Genomic DNA, 19,499 nt, shown 5'->3' with positions numbered 1-19,499 from the left:
CATTAAAAAAGCCATGAAATCGTTCATGGCTTTTTTAATTATATAAATTGTCTTTTATCTCAATTTAGGATATTTCCCGGGGTTTGATTCATGCATGATGGAGTAGATTTTCTCATAAATATCTTCAGCAGATGGTTTCGAGAAATAATCCCCGTCTGTTCCATAAGCCGGTCTGTGTTCTTTCGCTGTCAGGGTTTGAGGTTTACTATCCAGGTACCTGTAGGCATTCTGTTCGTCCAGTACCTTTTGCAAAATAAATGCGGAGGCTCCTCCCGGTACATCTTCATCTATAACTAATAATCTATTTGTCTTTTCTACACTTTTAACAATATCGTGATTTACATCAAATGGCAGCAGCGATTGTACATCGATCACTTCAACATCAATATCAACCTCAAGCAATTCTTTGGCGACTTCTTCCACGATCCTTAGGGTAGAAGCATAGGATACAATAGTTATATCCTTTCCTTCCTTAACGGTCTCTGTAACTCCTATAGGGGTTTTAAACTCACCAAGGTTATTAGGTAACTTTTCTTTAAGTCTGTAGCCATTAAGACATTCTATCACTAACGCAGGAGTATCAAGATCTAGCAGGGTATTATAAAAACCAGCCGCTTTAGTCATGTTTCGCGGTACCAGCACATACATTCCCCTAAGAAGGTTTAGAAGACCACCCATTTGTGATCCACTATGCCAGATTCCTTCCAGCCTGTGCCCCCTGGTGCGAACTATCAAGGGCGCTTTTTGCCTACCTTTTGTTCTATAGTGAACCGTTGCAAGGTCATCACTTAATCCCTGCAGACAGTACATTACGTAATCCAGGTATTGAATTTCTGCAATTGGTCTCAAACCTCGCATTGCCATTCCAATACCCTGTCCCAGAATTGTGGCTTCTCTAATGCCCGTATCTGAAACGCGGAATTCACCGTATTTTTTCTGAAGTCCTTCCAACCCCTGGTTTACATCCCCAATTTCTCCTGAATCTTCTCCGAAAATAAGGGTATTGGGTTTGGAACTAAAGATTGTATCAAAATTGTCTCTTAATATGATTCTGGCGTCAACTTCTTCCGCTTCATCATCATAAGTTGGTAATATTTCAAGATCTGTATCTTCTTCTTTATATAAATGCGCGGCATAATCTTCATAGGCCTGGTCTGCAAATTTATCCAGCCAGTTTATAAGCGTATTTTTTGCAGGGGTATCGGTACCTATCAAATACCGCAGACATTTTCTTCCTATTGAAACCAGGTCTTTTTTTAGAGGCTCTTTAATTCCTTCAATCTCTTTTTTCAATGGATTGATGAAGTTTGCATTAGAGCTTGAACCTGCAGCATCCTCAAGAATTTTAATCAATTCTTTCTTTTTCTCGAGGGTTGGTTTTAAGTAAGAGGTCCAGGCATTATGCTTTGCCGTTCTTACTTCCTTTTTGATCTTTTTTTCCAGTTCTTCAAGTTGATCTGAAGTTGCGAAATCATTCTCGATCATCCACTCTCTGAACTTAATATTACAGTCGTATTCCTTTTCCCATTTCAGTCTTTCTTCAGACTTATATCTTTCGTGAGATCCGGATGTTGAGTGTCCCTGAGGTTGGGTTAATTCGTTTACATGGATTAGAACCGGCAAATGTTCCTTTCGTGCTATTGCCGAAGCTTTTTCATAAGTGTCTACCAGTTTGGGGTAATCCCAGCCTTCCACGACCATGATCTCATAACCGTCATTTTCCTCATCTCTCTGGAAACCTTTTAAGATTTCAGAAATATTTTCTTTTGTGGTCTGATGCTTTGCGTGTACAGAAATACCATATTCGTCATCCCATACATTGATCACCATTGGTACCTGCAAAACACCGGCTGCATTGATTGTTTCCCAGAAATGACCTTCACTGGTACTTGCATTACCTATAGTTCCCCACGCGATCTCATTTCCATTGTCTGAAAATTTTTCAGCATCTATTCCTTCTACATTTCTGAAAATCTTAGATGCCTGGGCCAGTCCCAGTAAGCGTGGCATTTGGCCGGCAGTGGGAGATATATCTGAACTGGAATTTTTCTGTTCCATCAGGTTTTTCCAATTTCCGTGTTCATCGAGGCTGTGGGTCATAAAGTGACCACCCATTTGCCGTCCCGCAGACATTGGTTCATTTTCCAGATTGGTATCGGCATATAAGCCGGCGAAAAACTGCTCTGGGCTTAATTCATTTATTGCCATCATAAAAGTCTGGTCCCGGTAGTATCCAGATCTCCAGTCACCTTTTTTAAAGGCTTTGGCCATAGCCAACTGAGGTAATTCCTTTCCGTCACCAAATATTCCAAATTTTGCCTTACCGGTAAGAACTTCCCGGCGCCCTAAAAGACTGCATTCCCGGCTGGTAACAGCAATCCTGTAATCTTCAAGTACCTGAGACTTGAATTCATCGAAAGAAATTGAATTTTCAGTTTGAGTTTCGCTATGCATGAACAAATTTTTGGATGCTAACAAATGTAGCGAAAAGTATCATTAAATACAATTCAAATTATTTAGCTAAAATTGATAATAATGTAATTTTAACCTTTAAATAGTATTTATTTTAGAATTAAAAGGGAAAGTATTAGGAATTTGTTGATAATTCCGAAATTGAATTACGGAAAAATTAATTCAAATGTTTTTCTTTTAATACCACCGCCTGGTAAATAATTTAATAAGCGTATTTATGTCTAAAGCAACAATAAACCGAATTCGCTGATCATAATCTGGTGCGCCCAGTTCCCATCCCAAAGTAGAATACACCGGGAAGAAAAGTTCAAAATAATCCTGGACCAGACTAATCCGGATCCCGGAATCAAATAAGACCTCACCCTTTTCACCTTTATTCTTTACCAATCCAACATCTCCATATGCGTAGATCCAGTTCCAGATATTGGTGCTGGCATTTACCGTGGATAACCACTGGTTTGCAAATTCCGGTTGTAACTGGGACTTAAAACCACCTTCGGCCACAATAATTTGCTGGCTGAATAAACCGCTTCCCTGGCTACGTCCATAATAATTGTAATCAAACAGGTAATCTGTAGGACGGTCCAGGGCAAAACTGAAATAGTCGTTGGAGCTGTCATCATTATAAAGAAACGCACCGGTAAAGAACCTGAGATTGATCTGCCTGTTATTAGTATAAAGTTTACGGTATTCTGCAGTTACCGAAACTTTACTGAATTTATCTGATAACTGGTAATCGAAAGATGCGGTTAAGTGTTTTAGGAAATTCGGGTTGCTGTAAATGTATTTTACGTCCAGTACGTTATAGTCTGGTTGGAGTAGGGGTTCTATTGGATTCTGGTCCCGGCGAACATTAATATTTCGTATAATTAATCGTTGCCTTTCGTTACTTCGTAAGTAGGAGTTACGGTAGGAAAATGCCAGAAAAGGAGTGAATTTTTCATAAAACAGATCAAAACCATAGGAAAACCGGGTACCGGAGACACCATAAAAAATACTGTAGAGATTTTCATTCTCGAATTGGTGTTCGTTATAGAGCGAAGCCGATCCTACCAGGGTTTCACTAGTAAACCCATATTTTGGAGAAATGGCAAAATTAAAAGTTCTGCTTAGAATTGTTTTGTTATATAATTTCGGGCCTATGGAAATTCCGTCATATAGATTATAATCAAATTCCGGCATAAAGAAAACCTGGTGATACCTGGGATCCTCCACATCCTGTAGTAGTCTAAACTGGATAGGTTTATCCAGAAGCGTAGTGACGGCCTTATAATTATTACGCTGGTTGAATTCCGGGATTTCCTGTTCATAATTCAAAGCCAGTCTCTCTATATTATCTTTTGGGATTGTTACACTAAGAGTATCCCGAATATTTTCTACCCAGGTTTTATAAACCACTTCTTTGTCCTGGAGGCCGTAGAGGCTTACAGGGAAATTGTTTTTTCGAAGATTTTGAATGGTAACTCTTAAAGAATCGTCCAGTTTCTTAACTTCTTTTATTCTGAAGTCTATCTTCTTGTTGGTAGCTACATAATCTTTATAAAACCATGAAATATCCTTGGAAGTGTTTTTTTGGAGGATATTCATAAAATCCTCATCGTTCACTTTCTTCAATTTATAGGTAGAATAAAATTCAGAAATAGATTTTTTTACCGACTGATCTCCCAGGAAATTCTCAAGGTATTTTATCCCAACCCCGGCCTTATAAGCATTGGCAATATTTTTATTGAATTTCACAAGTGAATCCTGGCTCGTGGTTAGTGGTTGATCCAGGTTCATCCTGGCCATGTTCATATACAAGAACTGGTATTGATCATTGAACTCCAAGTCTGCTGCATGAAACCAGCGTATTCCTATGATCTCGCTTAGCTTCCCAATCAATTTCATATTTGGATAATAAGTATCCACATAATCCATCATAAGTGAAACCATTATAGCATCTATAACCCATTTTTCTTCTCTTGGATTTATGAAGATCGTATTTTTGAGATAATTGGCCGTGATCGTTTTGAATAACTTAATATCATATTGAAAACCATCGGGAAATGGTCTAATGAATCCCGGCAACTGGTTTAGACCATATATAGGACTGTTTAGATAATCTTCCTGGGTGATGAAAATATTTTCGTGGGGGTATGCTCCAAGCCTTTCCTGCAGGAAATCCATACTTCTCTCCAATAAAGTCTTTTTAAGTTCAAACGCTATATTTTCATCTGCAATATTGGTAATTACCTGGTTAGGATCTGTTTTTATAGATTCGAAAATAAAAGATTTGGAAAGGTAGGTTTCACTGTCAACCCGGTTATTTCCTTCAAATTTTATGGTCTTAAAACCTCGTTTTGTTTGGGTTTGAGTGAGGTCCAGACCCGAGGCAGCATAATACTGCGTGGGAACATCAATGCTGATTTTGACCGTGTATGGATTTACGTACTGCGCTCCCAGGTCTTTATGGCTGTATAATTTCCAATTATTATCCAGCGGGGCGGGTACCATATACCAGTAGCGTAATTTGTAGTTACCCAGGTCGTCACGGCCATACCGGGTGAATTTGTCGTCGGGTATTTTTAGGTCATAATTAAGTGTAAACGTTACAGAATCTCCAGTTAAAAGTGGTTCCCTTAACTGTATCCTCACCAGGTCGACGACTTTACCGGGCCGGTCCCATTCCAGGTTGTCGCCGGAAATATTCGTGATAGATTTAATAGTGGTATGGCCACGTTCGTGATCTTTAGCAAAATGAAAACGTCTCGCATAATCCTCTGCGAAACGTTTTGCCAATGCTGAAGTTTTGCTGCTGAAAGCGTTATTCCAGTCGTTAAGATAAATAGTGTTTAATTCCCCGTCTCCGGTATTGATAAACTTAATCTTCTGATCGATCTGTATAGTATGAATGCTATCTATAAGACGCGCATTCACCTCGATGGCATTCTGGGCAGAAAGACATCCGGAAAAAAATAAAAGGATCAGGAAGAACTGAAGGTGTTTCAATTAAATAATTTTAGTACTGATGAGGAATCAGGGCTAAATATAATCAAAGTTTGATACCTTCAATTAAGCCGTTAACTAGAAATTAGGACTAAGATTATATTCCCCGTAGAATTGATCAAGAATTTCGATAACCTCGTCTTCTGTATCCACAACCTGAACCAGGTCAATATCCCCCTCGCTAATATTTTGAAAACTATCGAGTAAGGTCTTTTTAATCCAGTCTACAAGACCAGACCAAAACTCTGTACCTACCAGGATTATTGGGAATTTATCGATCTTATGTGTTTGGATCAAGGTGATCGCTTCAAAAAGTTCATCCAGCGTACCAAAACCGCCTGGCATCACTACGAATCCCTGGGAATATTTTACGAACATCACCTTGCGTACAAAGAAGTAATCAAAATCAAGGCTTTTGTCATTATCTATGTATGGGTTATCGTGTTGTTCAAAAGGCAAATCTATATTCAGACCTACCGAGGTACCTCCTGCAAGGTGCGCACCTTTATTACCTGCTTCCATAATACCGGGTCCACCACCTGTGATCACCCCATAACCGTGATCAACGATCTTTTTTGCAACTTTTTCTGCCAGTTTGTAGTACTTCATATCTGGCTTGGTCCTGGCAGAACCAAAAATGGATACACACGGGCCAATTTGGCTTAATTTTTCGTAACCATTTACGAATTCCCCCATGATTTTAAAAATCGCCCAGGAATCATTTGTTTTTATCTCATTCCAGGCTTTATTGCTATTCTGTGTTTTCATATTTATTTATTAGGGCAGTTCCTTTTTAAGAAACCTTGCCGTATAACTTTTTTTGTTTTTAACTATCTGTTCGGGAGTGCCGGTGGCAACAACTTCTCCGCCTCCTTTTCCGCCTTCGTATCCAATATCGATAATATGGTCAGCCATTTTAATAACATCCATGTTATGTTCAATTATTAAAACCGTATTTCCTTTATTGGTAAGGGTGTTTAAAACATCCATAAGAACGCGTATATCTTCAAAATGAAGACCCGTTGTTGGCTCGTCTAATATATAGAAAGTATTCCCGGTATCACGCTTGGAAAGTTCTGTTGCCAGCTTTATCCTTTGCGCTTCACCACCCGAAAGGGTCGTAGACTGCTGTCCCAGACTTATATAGCCCAGCCCAACATCCTGAATAGTTTTTAATTTTCTGTAAATTTTCGGGATATTTTCAAAGAATGGAGTTGCTTCATCGATCGTCATTTCCAGGATATCTGAAATTGATTTCCCCTTATATCTTATTTCCAGAGTTTCTCTATTAAATCTTTTTCCCTGGCAGGTTTCACATTCTACATATACATCTGGAAGGAAGTTCATCTCGATCACTCTTAGGCCGCCACCTTTACAGGTTTCGCATCTACCCCCTTTAACGTTAAAACTGAACCTTCCCGGTTTGTAACCCCTAATTAAAGCTTCAGGCGTTTTCGCAAATAAATTCCTAATCTCAGAAAATACACCGGTATAGGTTGCCGGGTTAGATCTCGGAGTTCTGCCAATAGGACTTTGATTGATATCTATTACCTTATCAATGTGGTCAAGTCCCTTGATACTCTTATATGGTTTCGGCTTTTTTACCCCGTTAAAATAATGCGCGTTCATAATGGGGTAAAGGGTTTCATTGATCAGGGTGGATTTTCCACTTCCGGAAACCCCGGTAACCGCGATCATCTTTCCTAGAGGGATACTAATATTTACATTTTTCAGATTATTACCCGTAGCTCCTTTGAGTTCGATTTTTTTACCGTTCCCTTTTCGGCGCTTTTCAGGGATAGCGATCTCCTTTTTGCCACTTAGATAATCTGCCGTAAGTGTGCTGTGTGTCATTAGTTCTGCAGGAGTGCCTTCAGAAATGATCTCACCTCCATGCTTACCGGCGCGCGGACCTATATCGATCACATGATCTGCCCGTTCTATCATATCCTTATCGTGCTCTACCACAATAACGGTATTACCAATATCCCTCAAAGATTCCAGCGAATTGATCAGTTTTTCATTATCCCTTTGATGCAGACCAATACTGGGCTCATCCAGAATATAAAGGACTCCTACCAGCTGGGATCCAATTTGTGTGGCCAGTCTTATTCTTTGTGCTTCACCACCTGAGAGTGATTTAGATCCACGGTTAAGATTCAGATAGGTAAGTCCTACATCCAGCAGGAACTGAAGCCTGGTTCTAATTTCCTTAATAACCTCCTCAGCGATCTGTAACTGCTTGTTTGTAAGTTTCTTTTCTACTCCATCGAACCACTCATATAAATCACTGGTATCCAAATGAGCCAATTCAGAAATATTCTTATCGTTTATTCTGAAATACAGGGCTTCTTTTTTTAGCCTTGAACCATTACATTCTGGACAATTTACCTTGTCCATATACTCTTTTGCCCAGCGCCGCAGAGATGTAGAGTCATTATTAATAAAAGTGGTCTCTATAAAATTTGCTACCCCTTCAAAATCTATTTTATAATCCCTGGTGATTCCTAAGGCTTTTGACTCCCTTGAAAATTTTTCTTTTCCTCCATTAAGAATCATTTCCAAAGCTTCATCTGGAATTTTACTTAAAGGATCTGTTAATTTGAAATCAAACCTTTCTGCGATCAGTTCAAGTTGAGAAAAAACCCAGTTCTTCTTTTGTGGCCCATGAGGGGCTAAACCGCCACTTTTTATGGACTTGGATCTATCGGGAATAATTTTATTAATATTTACCTGGTAAAGTGTTCCTATCCCGTTACATTTTGGGCAGGCACCTTTTGGAGAATTGAAAGAAAAACTATTTGGTTCAGGATTGGGGTAACTTATCCCGGTAGTTGGACACATAAGATTTCTACTGAAATATCTCACATTTCCGGTTTCCTGTTCCAGGATCATCAAAGTGTCATCACCATGGTACATGGCCGTTTTAATACTCTCACCAAGACGCTTATTTGATTCTGCCTTTTCCTCAATTTTGAGACGGTCTATGACGATTTCGATATCATGTGTTTTATACCGATCCAGTTTCATTCCCTTTTCGATGTCAACCATTTCCTCATCTGTCCTCACTTTCAGGAATCCCTGTTTGGCAATTTGTTCGAATAATTCTCTATAATGACCTTTACGGCTTCTAACCACCGGTGCCAGGATACTAACTTTTTTTCCGCTAAAATTCTCCCGGATCAATTCCTGGATCTGGGAATCTGTATAGCTTACCATCTTTTCGCCAGTATTATAGCTATAGGCCTCGCCGGCTCTGGCAAAAAGGAGTCTTAGAAAATCATAGATTTCGGTAATGGTTCCAACCGTACTTCTAGGGTTCTTAGAAGTTGTTTTTTGTTCAATAGCGATTACAGGAGAAAGCCCTTCAATTTTGTCTACATCTGGTCGTTCCAGGCTACCCAGAAACTGCCGGGCATAGGCCGAGAAAGTTTCTATATAGCGCCTTTGACCCTCGGCGTAGATCGTGTCGAATGCCAAAGAAGATTTTCCGGAACCGGAAAGACCGGTGATGACCACCAGTTTTTCTCTAGGTATATTAACATCAATATTTTTAAGATTATGGACTCTCGCGCCCAGTACTTCGATTCTATCTTCAGTTTTCGCCATAAAATTTTTCAAGACGGCAAAGTTACTTATTGTATTAATATTTAAAAAGTCAATACCAATCTACTGATGTTAAGGTTGCTGTAATTTTTAAGGGATTTTGAAAGATTAATTGTAAATGTGCTTAAAAATCATTTCAATTTAAAAAATACAGAAGTTCTACAGGTCTTAAAAGTTGCTTTTAAACTTCGATTTATGATTATCTGTGTCAGGATAATATTACCTGTATTATTCCCAAATATAGGGGAAAACACTTATATTTGATTCATTCGAAAATTACCCTCCCAATCTATTTTTACCATTTACGTTAATCTCTTAGTCCTGGCAATTTCTTGCAGGCTTCTGCGATGTTCATGATTTAATGTTACCTTTTTTAATGCCGGTTGATGATGGAAAAAAGACAACTTTTAATTGTAAGTAGTAATGAGGATTTTGTAGATAAACTTGTAGAACAGGTAAGTGTCAATTTCGAGATAACGAGGGAGAGATCAATTCACGTTGCTTTTAATACAGCCCTGAATTTATTACCTGATACTATCTTTTTTGATAAAACTTCCTATAACCGAACCTCCGATTTTCGCAATCTTAAAAATTTCAAATCCACTCATTTTTTAAATAAAAGTTTTCTTTTTGTATATGGAAAAGAGGAAGATCTGACTATTCTGAATAAACGATATAAAGCTATTATCGATGAATACCTCTCAGATACTATGGGCATAGACCAGATTGCCTTAAGGATTCGCCGAAACGTACAGTCGCAATGTTTTAATTACTGGCATGATTGCTTTATGGGATTGTTCAATCTGATGGCTCAGCCTGTGGTATTGTTAAAACAAAATAATATCCTTTTAATGAATGATAGCTTCAAAAAAACCTTTCGCTTAGATAAAACCGAGGGGCTGAAGCTAACCGATTTTGTGAATATTGAGAATAAAGCCAAAGTTAAGACCAGTCTTAGAAATTTTTCCAGGGGTAAGCACATGAAGGCAGTAACTAAGACTTCCTTGTTGTTACATAATGATAAATTGAGAAATGCCCGCATAAGTTTTTCCAAGCTAAGCAGGAATATTACAGACCAGTTTATAATGATGGTCGATTTCTCAGGTAACGAACTACAAATGGATGATAGTATTGGCAGCCACGCAAACCAGGTTGAAAAATGCTTCGAGGATAACAGTGAACTGGCAGAATTCAGCTTTACAAAAAGAGAAAAGGAAATAATATCTTTATTATGTAAAGGTTACAAAACCAAGGAAATCTCAGATGCTTTATTTATCTCTCCAAAAACTATAGAAAAGCATAGATCTAATATTATAAAAAGGACGAATTCAGAAACTATTCTGGAGAGTATTATTTTTGCTATTAACCATAATCTTGTGGATCTTCCTAAGTCTTAAATAAAAGCCAAATTACTGTTAAACAGTGGTTTGTTGAACGAATATAGGGGAATTCCCCCATGCCTTTACCGGAGATAGTTTTATAGTTTTACAATGTTTCGAAATGAACTAAACCAATAGGTTTTTTATTGCGAAATTATTTCCAGGACCCCCCAAGTCACTTTAACTTAATGTTTTGATACTTCACTTCCCGAGGGAAGGTCTGTATATATATTAACCATTCTAAATATTATTAACCAATACTGTTTCGTATGAAAAATTAAGTCACTCCCACCCAATCTCAACTTCCCCAGATCTTGATTATTGATCCTAAGATCCTCTGTGGCCATCTGTTCATTTGAGGTGATATTAAAGTTTTTTAACCATTCTAAATATTAAACCTAAACTTCGTAATTATGAAAAAAATTAATCGATTACTGGCGTTATGCGCTGTGCTTGCTCTGCTCTTAGCCGGATGTAGTAAAGAAGAAAGCTCAGTTAGACCTGAGGACAATCTTACCTTTGCAGAACTTACTTTTGAAGCCACACTAAATGATTTAGTTAATAGGGCAGCTGCAGTGAATAAAGATCATTTGGATGATATTCCAGATTGTTCTGTTACAGAACCAGCTTATGTAGAATTAGAAATATCCTATACTGGACAGGCTCCAGAAACCACGGGAGTTATTACCCTGGACATTCTAAAAGATGGAGACGGCTATTTCACAGAATATTCTGAATTATTAAAAATTCCTGTAGCAAATAATGGTGAGGTTACTGTCTCGCTGGACAGCTTTGTGGTCTATAATTCTGAAGGAGTGAAAATATGGATTGCTCCTATGGAATCTGCAGGTGATTTCTCTGGCTATGTTGACGATCCTCTGCCAGTATTGTTCCAGGTACAGGATGGTACTAAACCTTATATAGATGTTGAGGTTTTATGTTTCGATAATCGTATGGTTAACGAATATGGTTATGTATTCTTTGAGCTTGAAAATACCGAGCTTATTGAGTTCTGTATTTTCGGAAACTTCTGTCCACCTCCAGGGCTTAGACATGCTTTGGCTTCATACAGCGTAGCTGTTTGGACAGTTGATGATCAGGATCAAATCCTGGATCAGTTATATACCAATGAAGAATTGTTTAGTAAAATTGAAGAGAACGATGCCGGTGAATTGGCAGCAGATCCTGTATGTATGGTTTTACCAGATAAACTTGGTGAAGAAGACCGTTATAGAATTGAAATAACAATTGAAGAAGGTCCGGATGCCGGACAGGTCATTAGAACTAGTATTCTTTCAGATCTGGAAGTTCGTACTTTCTTTGACGGAGATGACAACCTGGAATACTTCCACTTCTTCGAAGGATGTGATGAGCCAGATACCCCACCAATCTTTGATGATCCTCGTGATAACAGAATGACCTATAAAACCTGTGTTAAAGAGTTGAATGATTCAGGAGTCATAGCTCTCGCAGCAGTTTCTATTAAGGGATCTATTCTCGATGTAACAATTCTGGCTACAGGAATGGAACCAGGAAAACATCCGCAACATATTCATGGTAAAGATGGAATGGACGCTGTATGTCCACCAGAATCAGCTTCAGGAGATGATGACATAATTACTTTGACAGAGGGAGTGCCATTCTATGGAGGAGTTCGGTTAGGATTAGATATGCCAGGAGGGGATTTCCCAACTGCAGATGCTATGGGTAATTACATATATCAACGAACCCGAACCCTTAGCGCAGACCAAAAAGCAGGTTTAACACCCCTTGACCAAAAAGTGATCGTGCTACATGGCATAGGAGAAGATTTATTGCCGGTTGCCTGTGGTGAACTGGAAAAAATAGAATAGAAGATCAAAGCCTGTCTGGGATCCTCAGACAGGCTTCTGATTATTTATTAACCATTCTAAATATCAAATTAAAACTTTTTATAATGAAAAAATTAAAAATCGGCATGAGCTGCCTGGCAATCATAGCATTGCTTTTTACCTCATGTAGTAAAGATGAGGGGACTTCCCCGGGAGATGATCCCAATGTGCAATCTGTAGAGCTAACATTTGGAGCTCTTTTAAATGACCTGGCAAACAGGGCTTCAGAAGTAAATAAAGGACATTTTAGTGATGTGCCAGATTGCTCTGATGGAACACCAACTTTTGCCAGAATCAATTATGAATATGGCGGTACTGACTATCAAACTGATGTTGAAATCTTAACAGATGGAACAGATTTTTTTACTGCTTATTCTGACGAACTTAAAATCCCCGTAGCAGATGGAGGATCTGTAGACGTTACCCTGAACGGCTTTAGAGTCTATGACGGTGACCCAGATAGCGGAGGAGCCTTAATATGGATCGCACCGGTTGAAGAAACACCAGGTGAATTCGATGGCTATGTGAGCAACCCGCTCCCATTTGTATTCCAGGTTCAGGACGGTACCAAGCCCTATATTCCGGTTGAAGTACTTTGTTATGACAGACGTATGGTAAACGAATATGGTTATCCATTCTTTGATCTTGTACCGGGCAAATTATATCCGGTTTGTTTCTTTGCCAATTATTGTCCAAGTCCTAATGGTAGACATTATGTTGGATATTATAGCATTGATTTAGAATATGAAGATATAAACGGAGATAGAATTTCTCTTTATAGTACCTCTCAAACTCCAGATGTTTCAGCTGACGGCAGCGCCGCAGACCCATTATGTCTGGTTATTCCTGAATCACCGTTTGATGATCTGGACAGAGACTATATTTTCTATACCGTAACTCCACTAGACTGGCAACAAAGTTATGGAGATATTGATAACACGCCTCTTCCAGAGGTTGGATTAAGCTGGAATGATATTGATTCCTACCTGAATGCCGATGGTGACACTGTAGAATACATTCACTTGTTTATTGGCTGTGAGCCACCAATTGAGGACTGTCCACTTTCACCTGAAATTGACAGAGATGGGGATTGTGTGCCAGATAATGACGATTGTGTTGGAGATGACTGTGATAATTGTCCTGGTGTAAATAATCCAGATCAAGCCGATTCAGATGGTGATGGTGATGGTGATGCCTGTGATAATTGTCCGAATGTCCCTAATGGCGACCAATCGAATATTGATGGTGATCTATATGGAGACGTTTGTGATAACTGTCCGGAAAAGCCAAATAATGATCAAAAAGATACAGATCTTGATGGAACAGGAGATGAGTGTGACGTATGTCCGTTGGTAAAACCTGAGAATGATAATGACGGCGATTGTTTACCAAACAACGATGATCCTTGTCCGGATGATGCATCAAATAACTGCGATGAACCAGAAAAAGGACAATGTGGAACCGCATTCATGTATTCTGACAACCTTAGAATAAATGAAGTTACCAACTCTAATCGTTGGGGCTGGATCGAGTTCTTTGATGAGGACGGAAGCATAACCCGGGATATTTACGTAGGAGCAGGTCAAAATGATCTGAGTAAAGGTACCAATATAGGTAGCGTTACTATTTCCAGAGATGGTTCGAATTTAAAATTCGATTTCGATCTAGAGGGAGATTACAGCTTTAGCAGCCTGCATATTCACGTAGCAGATACGGAAGAGGAAGCTTATGGTGTAGCCAAATCTCCTGGAAGATATAATAGAAATAGCATATTGGTTGGACTGGAAGATCAGAGCCTGGATATTCTTGATGATCTAGCAGATGATTTCTGGGTAATCGTTCATGCAGATGCGTGTGATGATAACGATAGCGATGACTAATTATATAAGCCGGTCGCTTTGGCGACCGGCTTTATCTATATTTTTAATTTAAAGCAAAAAGTATTATGAAATTTATATATAACTATTTAGCCTTCGCCGCAATTGTGGCAATGCTATTTACTTCCTGTAGTAAAGATGAAAATACTACAATTTCAAATGACCCATCGGTTCAATCGGTAGATCTAACTTTTGGTGCATTATTGAATGACCTGTCCAGGAAAGCAGAAGTTAATAAAGAACACTTTGACAATGTTCCTGATTGTTCAGATGCAGAACCTGCCTATGTGGAACTGGAAATTTCTTATGCAGGCCAGTCGGCAGAATCTATGGGCGTAATTACCATAGATATTCTTTCTGAAGGGGGAGATTATTTTACCGATTATTCCGAGAAACTAAAAATTCCCGTTCCAGATGGGGATGAAGTAGATGTTACCCTAAAGAGTTTTATTGTATTCGATGCCGAAGGCAATAGAATTTGGATTGCACCCATCGCCCCGGATGATAATCCAGATTTATATGATGGTTATGTGCAAGATCCATTGGAATTCGTATTCTCAGTACAGGACGGAACAAAGCCTTATATAGATGTTGAGGTTTTATGTTATGACCGAAGAATGGCTAATGAATATGGTTACGTATTCTTTGATGTAGTGCCCGAGGTAATTTACCCTTACTGTTTATTTATAAACTACTGTGACGAGGATGGAAGACACTTTGTTGCTAATTACAGCGTAGACCTTTACTTTGGTCCTGATGATACCGGTATCCAGTTATATGATGGTATATCATTAGATGATGTAGATGATGCAGATTATGGTATTGTGGCTGGAAATTACTATTCAGATCCATTATGTCTTATAGTTCCTGGTAAACCAGATGCTCTTGCAGCAAATGCTCCATATTTATTCCTGGTAATCTATCCTAATGACTGGGATGGAAATTATGGAGATATCGATAATTCTCCTATCGAGGTTCAATTGAGCTGGAATGATGTGAATGGATTATTGAACGCTGATGGAACCACTAATGAATATGATCACATCCTAATAGGTGAATGCGAAGGTGCTTTGTCTGGTGACGGCTCTGGCGGAAACGGTGGAGGTACCGAATGTGATCCAACTAATCCACTAGCCGACTGTGATGACGATGGTGTTGACAATGGCGATGACCTTTGCCCAGATACTCCTGAGAATACTCCAGTAACTTCTGAAGGTTGTGCTGATGCGGATGAAGATGGAATTGCTGATAAGGACGAGAAGCCGGGATGTATAAATGATCCTGATGCTAATTGTGGAGAAACTAACGGACCAGTGGCTTGTGACCTTACTATTCCAGCTCCAGATTCTGGATGTTCAGAATATTTTCTTGAAGGGTTAGACGGTTTTGTTCAAATTACTCAGCCAGCCGGTGAATTTCCAGATCCGTACTTTATAGTACCTGAAGGTGGCGGTGACGATGACAGAATTGGTAGTGTTACAATACAGTTAAGTGATGACCTATATCCTGTAGTTACCGTAATTTTAAACGAAGGTTTCAGTGCAGATGATTATATTATTGAAGTGAAAGACGAAAGTGGAAGTGACGTCACTTGCGAAAACGGTATTTCACTACCAACACCCGGTGGAGACGAGCCTGATATTTTCGAAGAATTTAGTAATCTCGGTAATTATGATTATTCATTCTTTGTTAGGATACAAATTAATGCATGTTCTGCGAATTAGAATATTAGATATTAACCCGACACTATTATTTGACCGGGGGGTGACTAATATTGCGGGTTAATTTACTCATTCTCTGTTGAGGATGTTGTATGGGCTGTCCGGATCTTTTCCGGACAGCCTTTTTTTTTATTTTCTTAAAAAAAGTTAAGGTTTTCAAAAAAAATAATATGTTGAGGTTATCAAACAAGGATATCAGGTTGTTTTTAAATCTTAAAATCTGCGGGAAACTATAACGGATTCAGCGGATTTGAGAAGTTCGAAAACAATTTTTCAATGTTTAATCGAGATCCCCAGATCTTATTCAATAATTCAAATTCAAAAAAATTGTAAGAATTTGATTGTTAAAAAATTAACTGAAAGTTAAGTTAAAATTTTTGGAACGGACTTTGTAAATCACTGACCGGAAATCGAAACTTAGGAACCATTTAAATACATAAATAAAAAAGACCTACTTATGAGAAAATTGAAATTTATCTTCGTACTACCAGTTCTTGCATTTTTAGCTTGTAGTGAAGATCCAGTTACCGATCAGATTGGAACTGAGAATGAGCCCCAAACTCAAACAGTTACTTTTCAGGATGATCTAACAGAAATGGCTTTCCCTGATTCTAAGGGAGCTGAAACAGAAATTTATTATACTGGAATCAAATTGCCAGTTGAGGATATAGATGGAAAATATGTCTATCAGGGAGATATTATTATCCCAAAGTCCGAAACATCTAAAAGTCCTGTAAAGTTAGTTTACGAAGAAGGTGAAACCCCTTCTGAAAAGAGTGTAGGGAGGACTTCTGCCTACTGGACAGACAATACAGTATATTATGAAATAGATGGTAGTCTGCCAGATAAGAATCGCGTATATGATGCTATTAGCCATTGGGAGGCCAATACTAACCTGGAATTTGTAAAACGTTCAGGGCAGTCTAATTATATCTACTTTACCCCAGGCTCCGGTTGTTCTTCATACGTTGGAATGGTTGGCGGCAAACAAAACATTACCCTTGCTGATGCCTGCTCAACAGGTAATACTATTCACGAAATTGGGCACGCTGTAGGCCTATGGCATGAACAAAGCCGTGTAGACAGAGATAATCATATCACGATTAATTTTAATAATATCCAAAGTGGGAGGGAGTATAATTTCAAAACCTATGCAGCCACAGGTTACGATGGTAAAGAATTTACTACCAGTCTTGATTTTGGATCTATTATGATGTATAGCGCTTATGCTTTTTCAAGTAACGGGCAGCCTACGATCACCAAGAAAGATGGCAGTACTTATAGCACCCAGAGGTCTGCATTGTCTAGTGGAGATATACAAGGTGTGAATTCTATGTATCCAGCAGGAACTGAGGCTGTAAGCAACTATATAAATGGTGAATACTACACCATCAGTGGTCTGACAGTTTTAAGGTATTCGGATGCCTGGTTCTACTATGGACCTTTTGGTTGGAGAGAGGTTAAGCTTTATAATGGATACTGGTATTGGGCTTAATATAATAGTCACAATTTTTTAAAATTAACTGTGTAAAGAAAATGTTAAAGCAACACCCATTGTGGAATAATTACACAGTTAATTTTTTAACATTGGCTTCGAAGCAATTTTAAGACAATCGATAAAGAGTAAATTTAATCGATAAAAATAATAACTGAATTTACCGGGACGAATCCTTTACCCAAAATGATTCTTTCCATCACGTTTAACTAAAATCCTACTTATGAAAAATCTCAAGTATCTTTTGGCAATTCCATTGTTTGGATTAATTGCCTGTAGCGAAGATGAGCTGTCTAATTCGCTAACAGAAGAAAATGAATCATTGGCTTATCTGGCCGATGAGTTCACAGAAGTTGCTTTTCCTTCCAAATCTGGAGAAGTTTCCAATATCTACTTCGCGGGTAGAAAGCTGCCAGTCGAGGTAATTGAAGGTAAATATCTTTATCAGGGTGATATCTTTTTACCGGAGTCTAATATCACTAAAGGTCCGGCTAATCTGATACTGGAAGCAGATGAGGATCCTGCGACGACCGACAAAAGTGTTGGAAGAACAGAATATTTGTGGCCAGATAATACCGTTTATTATGATATCGACCCTTCCCTTCCGAATCAGCAAAGGGTAAATGATGCTATTGCTCATTGGGAATCTACGACGGCAGTTCAATTCGTAAGACGTTCTTCTGAATCAAATTATATATATTTTACACCGGGTGGAGGATGTTCTTCATACGTGGGAATGATAGGCGGTAGACAGCCTATCACGTTAGCAGACGCTTGCTCTACAGGGAATACTATCCACGAGATAGGGCATGCTGTAGGCCTGTGGCACGAACAGAGCCGTGCAGATCGCGATCAAACGATAACCGTACATTTTGATAATATCCAATCTGGAAGAGAACATAACTTTTATACCTACGTAGAAACAGGGTATGATGGAGCAGATTATACTGCAGGTCTGGACCTTGGTTCTATAATGATGTATAGTTCTTATTCATTTTCTGCGAATGGTCAACCTACTATTACAAGGAAAGATGGTTCAACATATTCAGTGCAAAGATCTGAACTTTCTAACGGAGATCTTGAGGGAATCCAGGTAATGTACCCGGGAGCAGTTCCAGAGCCGGAGCCAACCGAGCCTGAACCAACCGAACCTGAGCCTACAGAGCCTGAACCAACCGAACCAGAACCTACTAATCCTGAAACAGAATATATCAATGGGGAATACTATGTTATTGAAGGGGTAATGGTTCTAAGAAAGAATGATACCTGGTATGTTGAAAAAGGTAAAAATCTTAAAGAAGTAGAGCTAATTAGCGGTAGATGGAGATTCGTTAAATAGAAATTTTAACATTAAAAAATGAAAAGGCCGGTATTTTACCGGCCTTTTTTGACTTCTTCAAGTTCCAGGATCTTTTCCCTGCTGAAAATAATAACCTCATCAAAGAATATTTCGAATTCAAATTGAAAATCCTGGTAATGCTCTTTTAGTTCTTTTATCGCCAGGTGCATGTCAGACTTTTTTCCTGTGCGCCGGTTCAGTCCGGCTAGTACGTGTTCAATCCCTTCAATCGAGGCATAACTTAACAACCAGTTATCCCTGATCATATAAGGCAGGAAACTCTGAACTTTCGATGGCAAAACATCAAAATTATCTTTTAATAGAGCATAAAAATCCAGGGTATATTTTTTTAATGGTGTTCCGGAATATCTGGACCAGTTCGCGGCCAAAAAGTGATCATAGAAAATGTCAATAATGATCCCGCTATAATGGCCATAAATTGGAAATAAGCGTCTTGTACTTTGCATAAAAACAGGATGGGTATCGGTATAAAAATCTATAGCGCGGTGAAGTATGATCCCGGTTTGAATTTCTGCCGGATATTTCTTGTATTTCTTTCCTTTTATCGAATCGGCCATAAAATTACCAATTTTGATCTGGTCGTTATCGCCTGATAAGTAGATGTGGGCAAGGAAATTCATTTCGTTAATATACAACTTTATCAATGCAGGGGTTAATTTTTGTTAAGTTTTGGAGAGTAGGTGACCTCCCATGTATATTTGTGGATTATTGATAATACCAGATTAGACAGGCT

11 protein-coding genes are annotated in these 19,499 nt (G+C 38.7%); 6 read left to right on the top strand and 5 right to left on the bottom strand.

The features are described 5' to 3' along the window. Positions 1-54: 54 nt before the first annotated feature. From FGM01_RS06985 to uvrA, 4 genes are all read right to left on the bottom strand, one after another. Complete coding sequence (locus FGM01_RS06985) at positions 55-2,454, bottom strand: alpha-ketoacid dehydrogenase subunit alpha/beta (RefSeq protein WP_143410439.1); 2,400 nt, start codon at positions 2,452-2,454, stop codon at positions 55-57. 195 nt (positions 2,455-2,649) lie between these two features. After that, entirely contained in the window at positions 2,650-5,460 is a 2,811-nt protein-coding gene (locus FGM01_RS06980) for a gluzincin family metallopeptidase (protein ID WP_243735777.1), read from the bottom strand. 75 nt (positions 5,461-5,535) lie between these two features. Beyond that, positions 5,536-6,225: an LOG family protein gene (locus tag FGM01_RS06975; protein ID WP_143410438.1), complete on the bottom strand. Its 690-nt coding sequence runs from the start codon at positions 6,223-6,225 to the stop codon at positions 5,536-5,538. Positions 6,226-6,234: 9 nt separating this feature from the next. Then, the gene (gene uvrA, locus FGM01_RS06970; RefSeq protein WP_143410437.1) at positions 6,235-9,066 is read right to left on the bottom strand and encodes an excinuclease ABC subunit UvrA; all 2,832 of its coding nucleotides are present in this window, start codon (positions 9,064-9,066) and stop codon (positions 6,235-6,237) included. 383 nt (positions 9,067-9,449) lie between these two features. Between uvrA and FGM01_RS06965 the strand changes: the two genes are divergently transcribed. From FGM01_RS06965 to FGM01_RS06940, 6 genes are all read left to right on the top strand, one after another. Then, positions 9,450-10,460: a helix-turn-helix transcriptional regulator gene (locus FGM01_RS06965; RefSeq protein ID WP_143410436.1), complete on the top strand. Its 1,011-nt coding sequence runs from the start codon at positions 9,450-9,452 to the stop codon at positions 10,458-10,460. 395 nt (positions 10,461-10,855) lie between these two features. Then, complete coding sequence (locus FGM01_RS06960) at positions 10,856-12,295, top strand: hypothetical protein (RefSeq protein ID WP_143410435.1); 1,440 nt, start codon at positions 10,856-10,858, stop codon at positions 12,293-12,295. Positions 12,296-12,378: 83 nt separating this feature from the next. Then, positions 12,379-14,193: a hypothetical protein gene (locus FGM01_RS06955; RefSeq protein ID WP_143410434.1), complete on the top strand. Its 1,815-nt coding sequence runs from the start codon at positions 12,379-12,381 to the stop codon at positions 14,191-14,193. Between the two features lie 65 nt (positions 14,194-14,258). After that, complete coding sequence (locus FGM01_RS06950; protein WP_143410433.1) at positions 14,259-15,914, top strand: hypothetical protein; 1,656 nt, start codon at positions 14,259-14,261, stop codon at positions 15,912-15,914. A gap of 454 nt (positions 15,915-16,368) precedes the next feature. After that, entirely contained in the window at positions 16,369-17,406 is a 1,038-nt protein-coding gene (locus FGM01_RS06945) for a M12 family metallopeptidase (RefSeq protein ID WP_143410432.1), read from the top strand. A 223-nt stretch (positions 17,407-17,629) separates the two neighbouring features. After that, positions 17,630-18,745: a M12 family metallopeptidase gene (locus FGM01_RS06940; protein WP_143410431.1), complete on the top strand. Its 1,116-nt coding sequence runs from the start codon at positions 17,630-17,632 to the stop codon at positions 18,743-18,745. 35 nt (positions 18,746-18,780) lie between these two features. Here the strand turns inward: FGM01_RS06940 and FGM01_RS06935 are convergent, their stop codons facing one another. Further along, positions 18,781-19,386: an acyl carrier protein phosphodiesterase gene (locus FGM01_RS06935; RefSeq protein WP_143410430.1), complete on the bottom strand. Its 606-nt coding sequence runs from the start codon at positions 19,384-19,386 to the stop codon at positions 18,781-18,783. Positions 19,387-19,499: the final 113 nt, after the last annotated feature.

The sequence above is a fragment of the Christiangramia sabulilitoris genome (assembly GCF_007050985.1).
GTDB lineage: Bacteria > Bacteroidota > Bacteroidia > Flavobacteriales > Flavobacteriaceae > Christiangramia > Christiangramia sabulilitoris.
The sequence above is the reverse complement of the archived record's forward strand: the minus strand, read 5'-3'. Positions and strand labels throughout refer to the sequence as shown.

Bases quoted from the DNA above. Each gene is read 5' to 3' on its own strand.
- FGM01_RS06935 (WP_143410430.1), bottom strand. From the start codon at position 19,386: ATGAATTTCCTTGCCCACATCTACTTATCAGGCGATAACGACCAGATC.
- FGM01_RS06960 (WP_143410435.1), top strand. From the start codon at position 10,856: ATGAAAAAAATTAATCGATTACTGGCGTTATGCGCTGTGCTTGCTCTG.
- FGM01_RS06965 (WP_143410436.1), top strand. From the start codon at position 9,450: ATGATGGAAAAAAGACAACTTTTAATTGTAAGTAGTAATGAGGATTTT.
- uvrA (WP_143410437.1), bottom strand. From the start codon at position 9,066: ATGGCGAAAACTGAAGATAGAATCGAAGTACTGGGCGCGAGAGTCCAT.
- FGM01_RS06940 (WP_143410431.1), top strand. From the start codon at position 17,630: ATGAAAAATCTCAAGTATCTTTTGGCAATTCCATTGTTTGGATTAATT.
- FGM01_RS06945 (WP_143410432.1), top strand. From the start codon at position 16,369: ATGAGAAAATTGAAATTTATCTTCGTACTACCAGTTCTTGCATTTTTA.
- FGM01_RS06985 (WP_143410439.1), bottom strand. From the start codon at position 2,454: ATGCATAGCGAAACTCAAACTGAAAATTCAATTTCTTTCGATGAATTC.
- FGM01_RS06975 (WP_143410438.1), bottom strand. From the start codon at position 6,225: ATGAAAACACAGAATAGCAATAAAGCCTGGAATGAGATAAAAACAAAT.
- FGM01_RS06955 (WP_143410434.1), top strand. From the start codon at position 12,379: ATGAAAAAATTAAAAATCGGCATGAGCTGCCTGGCAATCATAGCATTG.
- FGM01_RS06950 (WP_143410433.1), top strand. From the start codon at position 14,259: ATGAAATTTATATATAACTATTTAGCCTTCGCCGCAATTGTGGCAATG.